14 protein-coding genes are annotated in these 12,420 nt (G+C 51.3%); 8 read left to right on the forward strand and 6 right to left on the reverse strand.

What is annotated here, in order from left to right; translation table 11 throughout:
• Positions 1 to 69: 69 nt before the first annotated feature.
• From Q0816_RS23200 to Q0816_RS23210, 3 genes are all read right to left on the reverse strand, one after another.
• Positions 70 to 540 (reverse strand): hypothetical protein, encoded by a 471-nt coding sequence (locus tag Q0816_RS23200; RefSeq protein ID WP_298855141.1) that lies wholly within the window; start codon positions 538 to 540, stop codon positions 70 to 72.
• A 112-nt stretch (positions 541 to 652) separates the two neighbouring features.
• Positions 653 to 2,278: a L,D-transpeptidase family protein gene (locus Q0816_RS23205; protein ID WP_298855144.1), complete on the reverse strand. Its 1,626-nt coding sequence runs from the start codon at positions 2,276 to 2,278 to the stop codon at positions 653 to 655.
• 434 nt (positions 2,279 to 2,712) lie between these two features.
• Positions 2,713 to 3,609, reverse strand: coding sequence for a LysR family transcriptional regulator (locus Q0816_RS23210; protein ID WP_298855147.1), 897 nt, complete (start codon positions 3,607 to 3,609; stop codon positions 2,713 to 2,715).
• Positions 3,610 to 3,746: 137 nt separating this feature from the next.
• Here Q0816_RS23210 and Q0816_RS23215 point away from each other — a divergent pair, with 137 nt between their 5' ends.
• The 4 genes from Q0816_RS23215 (at position 3,747) to Q0816_RS23230 (ending at position 7,098) form a co-directional block, all read left to right on the forward strand.
• Complete coding sequence (locus tag Q0816_RS23215) at positions 3,747 to 4,067, forward strand: monooxygenase (RefSeq protein ID WP_298855150.1); 321 nt, start codon at positions 3,747 to 3,749, stop codon at positions 4,065 to 4,067.
• Positions 4,068 to 4,110: 43 nt separating this feature from the next.
• Positions 4,111 to 4,491 (forward strand): hypothetical protein, encoded by a 381-nt coding sequence (locus tag Q0816_RS23220; protein ID WP_298855153.1) that lies wholly within the window; start codon positions 4,111 to 4,113, stop codon positions 4,489 to 4,491.
• Between the two features lie 343 nt (positions 4,492 to 4,834).
• Positions 4,835 to 6,001: a M20 aminoacylase family protein gene (locus Q0816_RS23225; protein WP_298855156.1), complete on the forward strand. Its 1,167-nt coding sequence runs from the start codon at positions 4,835 to 4,837 to the stop codon at positions 5,999 to 6,001.
• Between the two features lie 269 nt (positions 6,002 to 6,270).
• A complete protein-coding gene (locus tag Q0816_RS23230) occupies positions 6,271 to 7,098 on the forward strand; it encodes a methyltransferase domain-containing protein (RefSeq protein WP_298855159.1) in 828 nt (275 codons plus the stop codon).
• On the opposite strand, the gene Q0816_RS23235 is transcribed toward Q0816_RS23230, so the two are convergent.
• Positions 7,076 to 7,567 (reverse strand): hypothetical protein, encoded by a 492-nt coding sequence (locus tag Q0816_RS23235; RefSeq protein ID WP_298855162.1) that lies wholly within the window; start codon positions 7,565 to 7,567, stop codon positions 7,076 to 7,078. The genes Q0816_RS23230 and Q0816_RS23235 overlap by 23 nt on opposite strands.
• A gap of 279 nt (positions 7,568 to 7,846) precedes the next feature.
• On the opposite strand from Q0816_RS23235, the gene Q0816_RS23240 reads away from it, so the two are divergent.
• From Q0816_RS23240 to Q0816_RS23250, 3 genes are read left to right on the forward strand one after another with little or no spacing between them, the layout of a single operon-like run.
• Positions 7,847 to 8,296, forward strand: coding sequence for a hypothetical protein (locus Q0816_RS23240; RefSeq protein WP_298855164.1), 450 nt, complete (start codon positions 7,847 to 7,849; stop codon positions 8,294 to 8,296).
• Between the two features lie 3 nt (positions 8,297 to 8,299).
• Positions 8,300 to 8,518 (forward strand): helix-turn-helix transcriptional regulator, encoded by a 219-nt coding sequence (locus tag Q0816_RS23245; RefSeq protein ID WP_010443208.1) that lies wholly within the window; start codon positions 8,300 to 8,302, stop codon positions 8,516 to 8,518.
• 38 nt (positions 8,519 to 8,556) lie between these two features.
• Complete coding sequence (locus tag Q0816_RS23250; RefSeq protein ID WP_298855178.1) at positions 8,557 to 9,189, forward strand: bifunctional 2-polyprenyl-6-hydroxyphenol methylase/3-demethylubiquinol 3-O-methyltransferase UbiG; 633 nt, start codon at positions 8,557 to 8,559, stop codon at positions 9,187 to 9,189.
• Between the two features lie 4 nt (positions 9,190 to 9,193).
• Here the strand turns inward: Q0816_RS23250 and Q0816_RS23255 are convergent, their stop codons facing one another.
• The gene (locus tag Q0816_RS23255; protein ID WP_298855181.1) at positions 9,194 to 9,967 is read right to left on the reverse strand and encodes a prephenate dehydrogenase; all 774 of its coding nucleotides are present in this window, start codon (positions 9,965 to 9,967) and stop codon (positions 9,194 to 9,196) included.
• 591 nt (positions 9,968 to 10,558) lie between these two features.
• Here Q0816_RS23255 and Q0816_RS23260 point away from each other — a divergent pair.
• Positions 10,559 to 11,329: a 1-acyl-sn-glycerol-3-phosphate acyltransferase gene (locus Q0816_RS23260; protein WP_298855184.1), complete on the forward strand. Its 771-nt coding sequence runs from the start codon at positions 10,559 to 10,561 to the stop codon at positions 11,327 to 11,329.
• A 328-nt stretch (positions 11,330 to 11,657) separates the two neighbouring features.
• Here the strand turns inward: Q0816_RS23260 and Q0816_RS23265 are convergent, their stop codons facing one another.
• Positions 11,658 to 12,026 carry a hypothetical protein gene (locus Q0816_RS23265; RefSeq protein ID WP_298855186.1) on the reverse strand — a complete coding sequence of 123 codons (369 nt, stop codon included), beginning with the start codon at positions 12,024 to 12,026 and terminating at the stop codon, positions 11,658 to 11,660.
• Between the last annotated feature and the right edge of the window lie 394 nt (positions 12,027 to 12,420).

The raw sequence follows: 12,420 nt of genomic DNA on the forward strand, positions 1-12,420 counted from the left end.
CAACGACGACGAATATGAAGACCAGACCCGCAGACTCTCGTTATGAATGAGGGAGCCTCGGGGGGCAGGTCAGCCTGTCTCAGTTATAGCCTCTTGATTGTCCTTTTCCGTGGCGTTTTCGGGTTCAGCTTTTGGCGTCGGTCGGCCTTTTCGCCAACTTGTAGTGCCGTCAGCAGCAGTAAGGAAATTCGCCTGGAGACCGTCAACGACGAGGTTGTCAAAGTGCAGACGCCGATTGGCCAAAGCAGCAACATCCAATTCCAGTTCCAGCAGGTTCAATTCTGCAAGAGATGTTTCCGGCATTGTTTGGCTCGGGATAACCACTCCGCCGACGTAAATGTGGGTAATGCGTCCAAGCGCGATACTTACATCGTCATTGACCACAATCGGTTGTCCGATTTGTTCAGAAAGGACTTTTTCAACCAGGTCACGTCGCATCCCCGAGAATAGCGGCGCAGCAAGTAGCAACCAAACAAATGCGATTGTTGCAAACACAAGTATTAAGACAATCCCAATTGTTCTAAACAGCCAAGTCCTCATGCATCCCCCTGTCGTCGCCTACGCGGTTTTGTCTACCTGCAATTCGGCGTTTGCCAAACTACTGGACAAGTTGGGCACATAATTCGGTTCTCGCGCGTCGCGCAATTTGTGCTCATCGGTCCAATGCTGCCAGGATACGAGCATCCCGCTCGTATGGGTCCTCGCGGAAATGAACGACCCCGTCTTCAACCCACGCTGTCCAGTATGTCAAAAGAACTGGCATTGGCTCAGGTAGATCAACGCGCGTTGTCTTCCCGCTATCCAGAATGGACTGCATCTTCTGTCGGCTCCAATCTGGCTCTCCCTCCATCAGAAGGCTCGCGAACTCGAACGGATACTCAAGGCGAACGCAGCCGGAACTGAGATTTCTCTCGTTTCGGTCAAAAAGGGTTTTGTCGTTTGTGTCGTGCAAGTACACAGCGTATTTGTTTGGAAACATGAACTTAACCAAACCCAGCGCATTGTCCGGGCCTGGTTGCTGAACCAGGGTCACGCCGGGGTTCTTCGCCCCCCAGTTTACAGCGTTTGGGGGGATTGTCTGACCATCCTTGTTCCGAACGACATAGTTGTTGCGTGTCAGATAGGCTGGATCCTTGCGGATGCGCGAAAGTTTGTCTTTACGAAAAATCGAGGCGGGAACGGTCCAGGTGGGATTGAATTCCATGTACTTGATTTCGTCTCGGAACACTGGGGTCTTTCGATAGGCTGACCCTGTGATTGATCTAGTGGTCCAAAGCGTGCCATCCGATGTGACCAAATATGTGCGGGCTCCTGCAATGTTCACCAGCACGAATTCGTCGTCGACTTCCCGCATAAGCCAGCGGCCACGTTCCAAGCTGAGACGCAGCTTGTTAATTCGATCTTCCACCGGTTTGTTTAGCGATGCGAACGTCTTACCGCCAATGACCCCATCGGCTTCTAATCCATGCCGACTCTGAAAAGATTTGACTAATTTCACCAAGTTATCGTCGTAAACCCAAGCTGTGTTTATGCCGTTTTCGCCATCTTCAGAAGAACCGCTTGTTTCAACGAAGCCTTCTGCCGCCAGCCTTTCGCGCAGCTTAGCGACAGCAGGGTCCACCATCTCTGGTTTAAGAACGGTTTCATCCGGAACATTGGTCCAACCGCCCTGTAAAGCAATGGCCCTATACTTACTCAGTGCTTCGACAAGCATCATATACTGCGCATTGTCGATATCGATGCGTTCGATTAACGCGCTAAAACCTTCGCCTTGAAGAAACTGATTTAGGACAACGGCTGGGTCTTGTTGAATTACCGGTTTTGAGAAGTTCCAATCGTCGTCCAGTGCATTTGGGTCGACTTTCCCAAACACCAAATGATGAACCAGTTTCACAGCAGCGTCGGTTGCCAGAATATCGAACAATGCTTGATTAGAGACATCCCCACTTTGGGCGACCTTAAATGCGGCTTGAAGCTCCGCTAAGTCAAAGTCTTCTGGTCTGAAACCCTGTTCTATTGCACTATCCAACTCATCAAAGAGTTCGTCCGACAATACATCGCCTGCCCACGCAGGAGTGAAGTCCCTCTCTTCGTAAAAACGCGGTACTAGGATTTCAGCATCCAAGCTCTTGCTGTCAGGTGGCGTGCTACTCACGTCCAACTTGGCACCGAGTAGAGAAGCAATCTGCTCTGATATCTCGTTTGCGACGCTTGGGTTGGGGAATACTGTTGCCAATGCAGTTAGCGAAATCGCAACTAACGACTTAACGTGACCCACCAATACCTCCTGCGGCTTCGCGCTATATGCTGTCTCTATGTGGGAGGATACTCATACATAATGTATAATCAAATCGTAATTTATGATTTTAGTATGGCCATTTGATTGGACGGTTCGAGAGCTGTGTGTATATGCAGGGAATTGGCGCTGAACGTCCAAACGATCCTGTGGACGAGGCGGCCCTGTTGAATCTACTGTCATTGCAGCATCGACGGAGTTGGGCGGGTTATGGCGACATTTGTATTGGTCCATGGAGCGTGGCAAGGGGGATGGTGCTGGGCTCGCGTAGCCGCCCTTCTGCGCAGGGACGGCCACGACGTTTTGTCAAGTTCCGTGAACCGGCCCATACTGGACCCTTAATGATGCTCTACCAAGGTTCAATTCGGTTCCAAGAAACGGAACTTGTTTGATAGTGCAGAGATGAGCGATTTTGTTTAAGGATTGCACCGTTTCGCATAATCAACGAAAGCTCTGACACGGGGCGGCATATTGCGCTTGGACAGGTAGTTCAGGGAGAACCGGGGCAAAGCAGCGGTCTGGCCTTCCAGAACCTGAACCAACCTGCCGTCTTCCAGCGAGCTTTCGACAGAGCTTGCAAAGATATAGGCCAGCCCAAGCCCCGCCTTTGCGCCTTCAAGGATGGAGGTCACGTCGTTGGTGACGATCTTGGGGCGTGGCATGACCGAATAGGGACCGTCTGTGCCTGCAAATTCCCACGGGGCCAGCTTGTCGGCGCCTGTAATAGCAAAACAGACCCCGCTATGTGCCGCCACATCTGTCGGTTTCTCTAGGGGCGGGCCTTTGGCTAGATAGTCGGGGGACGCGACAATCGTCATCTTCAGTGTGGGGCCAATTGCGATGGCATATGTGTCAGGATCAAGCAGGGTCTCAGCACGGACAGCGGCATCAACCCCGCTGGTTACGAGATCGACTTTTGTTTCGTCATAGATAAGTTCAATCGCCACCGCCGGATGTTCATTTGCAAATCCTGTGATTAGGGCATCCAGAAACAATTGGCCCGCGGCGGTCGGGGCCGTTAGCCGAAGCGTGCCCGACAGATCTTCGCTTAGGTCGTGAATATCTTTCAGTGCTGTTTCCAGATCATTGATTGCTGGCAGGCTACGGCGATAAAGAAGTTCGCCCGCTTTGGTCAGGGCGATGGCCCGGGTCGATCTTTCGATCAGGCGCACGCCAAGGCGATCTTCGAACCTCTGGACAGCTTCACTTACCGAACCCGCGCCAAGTTTCAGTTTGTCAGCCGCCGCGCGGAAACCGTTCTCTTGAGCAACCGCCACGAATATCGACACGTCGTTCAACTCATTTCGCCTCATTGTTAGATATTCCTTACATTACGATCCAAAAATGACTGTTTATCTAACAAATATCCCTGACTATCTTGCTTGGCAATGGAAACCACACGCTTCGCCACACACAAAACCGGAGCGAGAAAGTCAAAAGGACAAAGCTAATGAGCACGATGAAAATCTGGGATCTGCACATGACATATGACGGCCCCATGACCGAAGAATTTGCCGAGGGCACCAAGCGGTTGGCTGAAAGCATTGCGCAGGAAGCTGGGGTGATCTGGAAAATCTGGACCGTTGATGAAAGCAGTGGTGATTTCGGTTCGACCTATCTGTTCCGGGATCTCGCCGCCCAGGAAACCTACAAGGCGATGCATGTGAAGCGTCTGGCGGCAATCGGTGTCACCGTAACGTCGGACCATGTGTTTGATATCATGGAAGACCTCAGCTCAATCACCAATGCCCCCTTGGGTGAGGTGGTCTGATCAGGACCCCTCTTACACTTGCACACACACTAGGAGCTTTCAAATGAGTAATCGAACATTCCTGACCCTTCACAGCACAATCTATGCGTTCTTTGCCTTTGCGCTGTTTTTTCTGCCTGGCTTTCTGTGGCCAAACTACGGCTTGGAACTGAATGACCGCTACGCCTGGTTCCTGTCCCAGCACAACAGCATTTTTCTTGGAGGGATTGCCATTATTGGCTTTCTGCTTAGGAATGTGACCGACGGTACAACCGCCCAGAAGCTGCTAACCGGGCTGATGGCAACCAACGCACTTGGTTTTGTCGTAACGCTATATGCGGCGCTGACAGGTATCTTCACTGGCTTTGGCTGGTCGGATCCCGCTTTCTTTGCGTTTCTTGCGGTGATGAGCTTCCTGCAACTCAAGAAGCTTAGTCAGTCCTGATGGTCGGGAACACGGCTCGGAGCGTTCCGCTCCGAGCTTTCTGCCAAAAAGATGTAGCAATATGTTCGATCTTGAGCGGAGCTTTCAACAAAGCCACGTGTTTGCCCCCCCGCAAATAAGGTCCGCGTCCTTTCCGGCATGTGGGAATGTAATGTCTGTATTGGGTGCGTAGCTGTCTTTGGAGCGATCACATCATACGTCCGCTTCGTCCGCATTGCAGACCTCAGTGAATCATGCAGCCAAGGTCTGCCGAGAGCCGTAGGGCTACCGAAGAACCGCCAATTGATCATGACCGCTTTTGTGTAGCATCATATCATTGAAGGTCATTTCTGAGGGCAGACCAATGGTTCACACTGAAGTTTTTGACGCGCAGCTAACTGAACTATTTGAATGGCGTCGCGACTTTCATGCACATCCGGAAATCACATTCGACGTTCATAGAACCGCCGGTTTGGTTGCTGAGCGCTTGCATGAGATGGGTGTCGACGAAGTTCATTCTGGTATTGGGAAAGCCGGCGTCGTTGCGGTGATAAAAGGCGAAAGTACAGCAAGCAACAAAGTGATTGGCTTACGCGCGGACATGGACGCTTTGCCCATGCAGGAGCAGACAAATCTCCCTTACGCGTCTAAAATAGAAGGCCGAATGCATGCCTGCGGACATGATGGGCACACAACGATGCTGCTGGGCGCTGCGCGCTATCTGAGCGAGACCCGTAATTTCAATGGAACTGCGGTTCTGATTTTCCAACCAGCGGAAGAGGCGGAAGGCGGTGGCCTCGCCATGGTTCAGGACGGTCTGATGAATCGTTTTGGTATTCAAAGCGTTTTTGCGCTTCATACGTCACCTGGTCTGCCCATCGGCCATTTCTCAACTCGCCCGGGTGGCATAATGGGGTCAGCGGACCTCTTTGAAGTACAAATAACTGGAAAAGGCTGCCATGCAGCTTTTCCACACGAGGGTCTCGACCCAGCCATTGCCGTTGCTCAGATCATCCAAGGTTTCCAGACTATTGTGTCGCGTTCAATAAATACGTCGGCGCAACATGTCGTTTCAATCACGCAAATCCACATGGGGATAGCAGATAACATCATTGCTGAGACAGCGGAGATCAGAGGGACCGTGCGCAGCCTATCCAGCAAGGCACGTGCTTTGGGCAAACAAAGGATGTTCGAAATTTGTGCGGGTGTAGCGTCCATGACGGGTACGGACATCTATCTCAATTACATCGACGATTTGCCGGTGACGGAAAACGACCCAACACAAACCGACTTTGCTATTGATGCGGCCACCAAACTGGTGGGTTCCGAGGCAGTTGACGGCAACCGATCGCCAACCATGGGTGGAGAGGATTTTTCTTTCATGCTTGAGCAACGTCCGGGCAATTTCATGTTTATCGGCAACGGAGATAGCGCGGCATTGCACAACCCAGCCTTCGATTTCAATGATGACGCACTCGCTTATGGCTGCGCTTACTTTGCCACAATTGTTGAGCAGCAGTTAGCGATCTGATCCGCACGGAAGTCCGGGTCGCCAAAGCTGACGTTGGTGCAACCGCAGCGAATTGGAGCTTTGTCCGCATCTCGGGATTTGCAAAGTCTTGTGGTGAATGTCCGGTTTGGGGCTGGATGCGGACTCCGCGACAATGAATGCGAACGGCCGCTCTGAGCCCAAAGCAGACGTCATAGCGCGATTGTCGGGAGGGTGTCGTTCGGCGCCAAGAGTGCTTCCATTAGCTTCAGAAAACTGTTGGTGCTACGTTGACCTGATTTGGAGGATGCATGACCGACCTCAATGATTTTGAAAAGATGGAGCGCGAAGGCTGGGCCAATCCAGCTATCGCCAAGGGTTATGCAGATGGGTTCGACCGAGCTACGCTCGCTGTTGCGCAAAGGCTTTCGGATGCGGTTTCGGCTGGCTCTAAGTCAACGGTTCTTGATCTATGCACCGGGCATGGTGTTGTCGCTGCGGAACTTTCGGCAAGAGGCGCTTCTGTAACTGGACTCGACTTTTCTGCGGCTATGATATCCCTTGCTCAATCAGCTGTGCCGGACGCTTCCTTTGTCCAAGGAGATGCGATGTCAATGGACTTTGCCGATAACAGTTTTGACGCTGTCACTATTGGTTTTGGCGTACCGCACTTTCCCGATCCTGAACGTGGTTTGGCGGAAGCGGCAAGAGTATTGAAACCAGGCGGGCGTATCGCGTTTTCAATCTGGAGAGGGAAAGGATCAAATGGTGCATTCGGTTGGTTGTTCGATGCGGTTGGACGCCTGGGCGACCCCTCGGTCACATTGCCCTTCGGACCTGATGCCCATATGCTTGTAGACCGCTCTGCTGCTGAACCTATGGTCACCAAAGCAGGATTTGCAGAAGTTCAGTTGATCGACGTGCCCTCAGAACTGTATCTGCAGCAACCTGAAGACTTGTTTGATGCCTTTGATCAGGGTGCCGTTCGCGCAGCATCACTTTTGGGAGCGCAGCCAGTCACAAAACGAGATGCAATTCGCTCTGATCTGGCGGCACGTACTCGCTCACAAGGTATTAAACACAATGGCGGTTTTCTGGTCCCGGCTCCGTCCGTCATCATTTCGGCCGTTCGCCGCTGACTTTTGCAAACTCTTCGTAATTATGCGCGTGCTGCGACTGGCAATTTTGTCCCGCTTTCCGGACCTTGGTGCCGCCTAAACCGACCCTATGACCTGCTGAAACCGTCAGATGAACAGTTCGAGCCAAAATCGGCTGAGGCTGCAATTCGCGCCTTTGGCTGGTTATCGATACGCTTTGCTGGCCGCAAGACAGCTTCGGGTTTCTTGGGCGATATCTCTCTAAGACACATGGGAGATTTGTATGCGCAATTTTAGAAATGCCCAAACCGCCGATGCGGATCGCTGCTTTGAAATCGAGATCTCCGCCTACGAAGGTGAAGAGGCTGCGACACACGCCAAAATCTGCAAACGGATTACCGCCATGCTTCATGCCATAGCACTCGTAGACCATCGTATTAAACTCATCCAGTTTCGCCTTTGGGATCCGGAACTGGATGTGTTCAAATTGCTCAGTCTCAGTTTTTGTCATCGAATCCATCCTTGTATGGCGAAGACAGTATTTTGAAGCCTGTGTTGTTGCCAAAGCTTCAGCCAGGACGTTGGTGCTCAGATAAACTTCAGCAGCGAGGTATGGGCTCGTGATCGCCTAGATTGGTAGCGCAATAGACGTCAGTCACCAACGCGAACTCCAGCAACTCGCTAATGTAGTGTGGCAATGTTATTTGACAATAAGTATATGAAAGCATACACAATGTAAAAAATGTTAGACACGAACCAATTGCATATTGCACAATGGAGCGCCTCAGAAATGACCTACCAGGATCGCAACACTGTCGTCTCGATCTTTGTGAATCTTGCTGTTAGCGCCTTCGTCGTTTTTCGGCTTCTGGATATGAATGCCTCTGGGATGTTCGATGGCCCTGATGCCGTCAACAATTGGGCCCGTATGGTGATCTGGCTAATCCCGTTGGGTATCGTCGCTACCATAATTGGCACAATTTTGTTCAATATCGGTTTTGCGATTGTCACACGCGAACCTAAGCCCAGTTTCGTCGTCGATGAACGGGACAAACTGTTCGAACGCCGCGGTAGCCTCGCGATCATTGTCTTCGCAGGTGCAGGCTTTGTCTCTGCCGTCCTGGCCCTGGCCTTCAACGCATCAGCTTTGATTGGGTTTAACATTATCTATTTCGGCATGGCATTCGGGTCTTTTGCGGCAGATATCGTCAAATTCATCAGCTATCGGCGCGGGTATTGAGCCATGGGAAAGCTCAAGATCACCAACAACATCCGACGTCTAAGGTTTGACGCCGACGAAATGACTCAAAAAGAGCTCGCCGAAAGAGTTGGTGTGACCCGACAAACTATCGTCGCCATCGAAAATGCAAAATATTCACCAACGCTCGAATTGGCGATCCTGATTTCCCGCGTCTTCGACAAGCCCCTCGAAAAAGTCTTCGATATCCAAGACGCCAGTTAAGTCTTCGCGACTGCAACATATTATTCCAAGGAACAGATATGCTCATCCATCCACCACGATTTTGGAACATGATGGCGCGTTCATATGCACGCCGCCCCGTCGGAAACCAAGCTGCCTACGAATACAAGCTCGACTTTACTGCGAGACATCTTTCCTCTCAGGACCGCCTCCTGGAAATCGGTTGCGGCACGGGAACGACGGCACTCATTCACGCTCCAAATGTCGCTCATATCGACGCTATCGATTACTCTTCAGAAATGATCTCAATTGCTCGGGAGAAAGCCAAAGAACAGGGTGTTGGGAACGTGAACTTCGAAGTAAGTGCGTTCAATTGCTGGCCCATTCCGGTAAAGGATCAGAAGTATGATGCGGTATTGGCTATGTCGATACTGCACCTGGTTCTGGATCTTGACGCAACTTTGGATCGTGTTAGCAACTCACTGAAAGAGGGTGGCCTGCTCTTCAGCTCGACAGTCTGCCTGGAGGGAGTGGAGAAGTACGCTATACCAGCCCTTGGGGCCATCGGTCTATTGCCCAAGATCCGCGTTCTTACCCAAGAAATCCTTGTCGAGAGAATGCAGGCGTTCGGGTTCAGCATCGAACACAAATGGCGTCCGGAGAACGGTTCGGCCGCATTCATCGTCGCGAGGAATGGGGCTAGGCGCAGGTAGCTGCTCAATCGTGCTCCTCGCTATCTTCCAAATTGGAACTCAGTTCGAACGCCAAACCAAAGAACCGTTGCCTGACCTCTTTTGCGTAGGGGTTCGCGTTCTCAATCGCTTCAAAAACTTCCGGCGCGTCATGTTGTACCATCGAGATAGCTTCTGAGATCAGGTCAAAACTCCTGGTCGTCATGCGAGACGGTAATGGCCCCATGCGCAGCAACACTTTGGCAATCAAGTGGGTAATGCCTTGAACAGTTGCCGCATCCCTGTCGTGCTGGTCTGGTGTCGTCATTATGACGTGAAGGCCCAGGTGTTTTCGTAGAAAAGCCGCAACGTGGATATGGTGCTGTCCGCGTATTGGACAAATAGCGATCTTTCGACCTCTGACACCATTGCGGGCGCTTTGCGGGCCAAATAGTGGATGGGTTGCGACAATACTGACGTAATCTGGAAGAAACCTATCCATAATCTCAGAGGGCTCAACTTTTACCGAACCAACATCAACTATGATCGCACCAGGGCGGCAGATTGGGGCAATGGACCTCGCGACACTCTCAAAGCTTGAAACAGGTGAAGCGATTACAATAACGTCACACTTCGCTACTTGACCAAGAGCAGCAAATGACACGCCGAGTTTCGACGCGTCTTTTCTTAGGTGTGGTGACGGGTCATATGCAAGCAACTCGAATTTCTGATTCAAGTGTTTGGCAATTAGCTGCCCAAATGCACCGAAACCAATGATTCCGACGGATGTCGTGGCTTTTTCAACTGTCGATTTTTTCATCTCATGACCTCAAAAACTGCCGCCTGGCGAGAGATCATTTCATGCTAAGACCGCTGTCAGGGCAGCGGAAAATTCACAGTAAAGCGTCCGCAGCTATGCAAGCTGAGGATAATAACCTTTGGAAATGTTGAACGCTTTCACCATGTGTATCGAACTAGTTCACCATACAGGTTGAAGTCAACCACTTGTCTGGGGGCATTCCAAACCGGATGGTGTCTATCGACGGTGTATCGAACTTCCACTCGAGTAAGCGAGCCATCATTTACAACTCTGTTACCCTTAGGGCGCAATTTTTTCCTACCATTGAGAGCTTACCGACTGTCGTTGCTTTGCGGATAGCAAGCAATAAGATCTCTTGCCGGTTTTCCAGGTCAAGGCCGGCCAGTTGGTACTCAAGTCGCTCAAAAACACCAAGATACATTCCGCTACGTCGTCTTTTCTCATTGATCTGGCATTGACTTCGACAGATAGAGAGGTGTGCGGTGGCTGTCTTCCTTTGCAAGTGGCGCATATCAATGCGCCACCGGAGGAACCTCCGATGGCCTTTATTAACGGCTTACACACCCGCCACAGGCCCTATCAGAGGACGTCATGCCCCTTTCACCTGACGGTCAAGACCGCGCCACTCGCGCCATTGACCCTTTGCCAATACGCCTAATCAAGCGCGCTATACTTGTTCTTATCGGCCTGTTTTATTTCCTCTTCGTGGCCTTTGTCCCTCTTCTTTGCGTTCGGCGCAGAGGGTTTCGGGGTTGGTATTGGCGCCTGGTGAAAAGGTCATGTTCACGCCTGCTGTGGCTCCTCAGCATCCGCGTCGAGATGCGTCCTGAGGAAAAGAATGCCCTCGCCGCCGACACCAACAGCGTCATCGTAGTCAACCACCGTAGCCATCTTGATGGCTTCAGTCTCATGCACGTGGTGCCCGACACCAAATGGTTCACTTTCGCGGCGAAGTCAGAGTTCTGGAACAGCAAACTCCTGCGCACTGGTTTTGATGGAGCGGGTCTCGTCCCTATCAACCGAGACTCCGGTTCAACGGCCATGGATACGCTTATAAAGGCTGTCAGGGAAATGCCTGCCCGCTGTTCCATCGTGCTATTCCCAGAAGGCACCCGATCCAAAACAGAATCGCTAGGGGACTTTAAAGCGGGTGCTGTCTTAGTCGCCCGAGAAACTGGCCGCACGATCACCCCTATTGTCATCCACGACAGCGATAGTCTACTTCCACGCGGCAAACATTTACCGCGCAGCGGGACGATCCGTGTGGAGGCATTGCCAACATTCGCGTGCGATCCTGCCGCTAGTGTGGATGAGGATCTGGCGCGATTGCGCAGGCAGATGATGGCTGTGTTTGAGCGGTGAAGTCTGTTTGACAGAAATATGCAGAAACCGAGTTTGTTGAGTTTCCGCTACGCGTAGCGGCAGATAACAGATTTGCAGAGCAGTTGTACTTGTCGGAAGGGTTTCTCCAACGGGTATCGATATTCGAAGACCTAGTTAGTACCCGTACTTCAGTATGCTCTTGGCCATTCGTATTTATGGATGGGCGGCTTGGTATTGTCTCTGAATTCTCAGAAGAGAATGGACATTTAAGTGCCCTGATCTCGCTATTCTTGCCGGAGGCAGAAAAAGCAGGGGAGACACGAATTTGCCAGATGCTGTACGACGTATGACTGACCAAAAGCTAACACTAAGCTGCCATCAGACCACCAGCATCGCCTGCGATACCGACTATGCAATCATCGCCGATCTGAATGCGATTTGCAGGGCTTTCCCCTCCGAGTTCCAGTTTGGGTGAGGTTAACCAGAACGCGCATTGCCACGGGGTCATTTCACGTGGCAGGGCTTTCAACACTTTTTCCATCAAAGGAAGCGGGGTTCCATCCTGAGCAAACTGGAAAGATGGATAGGCGTTGGCTCCTTTGTAAGGTAAAGAAAGTACCTTCCCGGTTCGTGTCCAGATGTCGGCTATCCGCGTGATCTGCCAGGAGCCCTTCTGCCATTGTGCGTGCACGCCTACATCGTCCAGCAACGGATACTCACGCGCAAAATCATCCATCCGGATGTCATTGACTGCGCAACAATGCCCCTCGAAATTATGCAAATACATCTACTTACTCACTGAACTCACTAACAACTCATGAAACGATACTGCCAAAAAGCCGTTCTAACCAAAGTTAAGAAGTTCACATTGGGAAAATTTAACTTCAGCTAACCTCGTTTTTTTACCTAGCGCGCTGAAATTATTGTTGGTTTGCATACGATGACCCGCCGTTCTGATGCTCGTAAAACCAGTTCTGAATTCTTGGCTTTGTTACTCATTGGAGTATTAATCCTCACAAGCTGAGGGCATTGGCCATGAATCTACCGAACCAATCTCTGGTTTGTTAGTGATCAACATCAACGCGTTGGACAAAGCCGCCAGTCATTCTGTCCAGTGTTGGAAACTAGTA

Source organism: uncultured Ruegeria sp., from assembly GCF_947497005.1.
Classification (GTDB): Bacteria; Pseudomonadota; Alphaproteobacteria; order Rhodobacterales; family Rhodobacteraceae; genus Ruegeria.

Bases quoted from the DNA above. Each gene is read 5' to 3' on its own strand.
- Q0816_RS23215 (WP_298855150.1), top strand. From the start codon at position 3,747: ATGAGCACGATGAAAATCTGGGATCTGCACATGACATATGACGGCCCC.
- Q0816_RS23260 (WP_298855184.1), top strand. From the start codon at position 10,559: ATGCCCCTTTCACCTGACGGTCAAGACCGCGCCACTCGCGCCATTGAC.
- Q0816_RS23250 (WP_298855178.1), top strand. From the start codon at position 8,557: ATGCTCATCCATCCACCACGATTTTGGAACATGATGGCGCGTTCATAT.
- Q0816_RS23265 (WP_298855186.1), bottom strand. From the start codon at position 12,026: ATGGATGATTTTGCGCGTGAGTATCCGTTGCTGGACGATGTAGGCGTG.
- Q0816_RS23230 (WP_298855159.1), top strand. From the start codon at position 6,271: ATGACCGACCTCAATGATTTTGAAAAGATGGAGCGCGAAGGCTGGGCC.
- Q0816_RS23210 (WP_298855147.1), bottom strand. From the start codon at position 3,609: ATGAGGCGAAATGAGTTGAACGACGTGTCGATATTCGTGGCGGTTGCT.
- Q0816_RS23220 (WP_298855153.1), top strand. From the start codon at position 4,111: ATGAGTAATCGAACATTCCTGACCCTTCACAGCACAATCTATGCGTTC.
- Q0816_RS23240 (WP_298855164.1), top strand. From the start codon at position 7,847: ATGACCTACCAGGATCGCAACACTGTCGTCTCGATCTTTGTGAATCTT.
- Q0816_RS23235 (WP_298855162.1), bottom strand. From the start codon at position 7,567: ATGACAAAAACTGAGACTGAGCAATTTGAACACATCCAGTTCCGGATC.
- Q0816_RS23255 (WP_298855181.1), bottom strand. From the start codon at position 9,967: ATGAAAAAATCGACAGTTGAAAAAGCCACGACATCCGTCGGAATCATT.
- Q0816_RS23245 (WP_010443208.1), top strand. From the start codon at position 8,300: ATGGGAAAGCTCAAGATCACCAACAACATCCGACGTCTAAGGTTTGAC.
- Q0816_RS23225 (WP_298855156.1), top strand. From the start codon at position 4,835: ATGGTTCACACTGAAGTTTTTGACGCGCAGCTAACTGAACTATTTGAA.
- Q0816_RS23200 (WP_298855141.1), bottom strand. From the start codon at position 540: ATGAGGACTTGGCTGTTTAGAACAATTGGGATTGTCTTAATACTTGTG.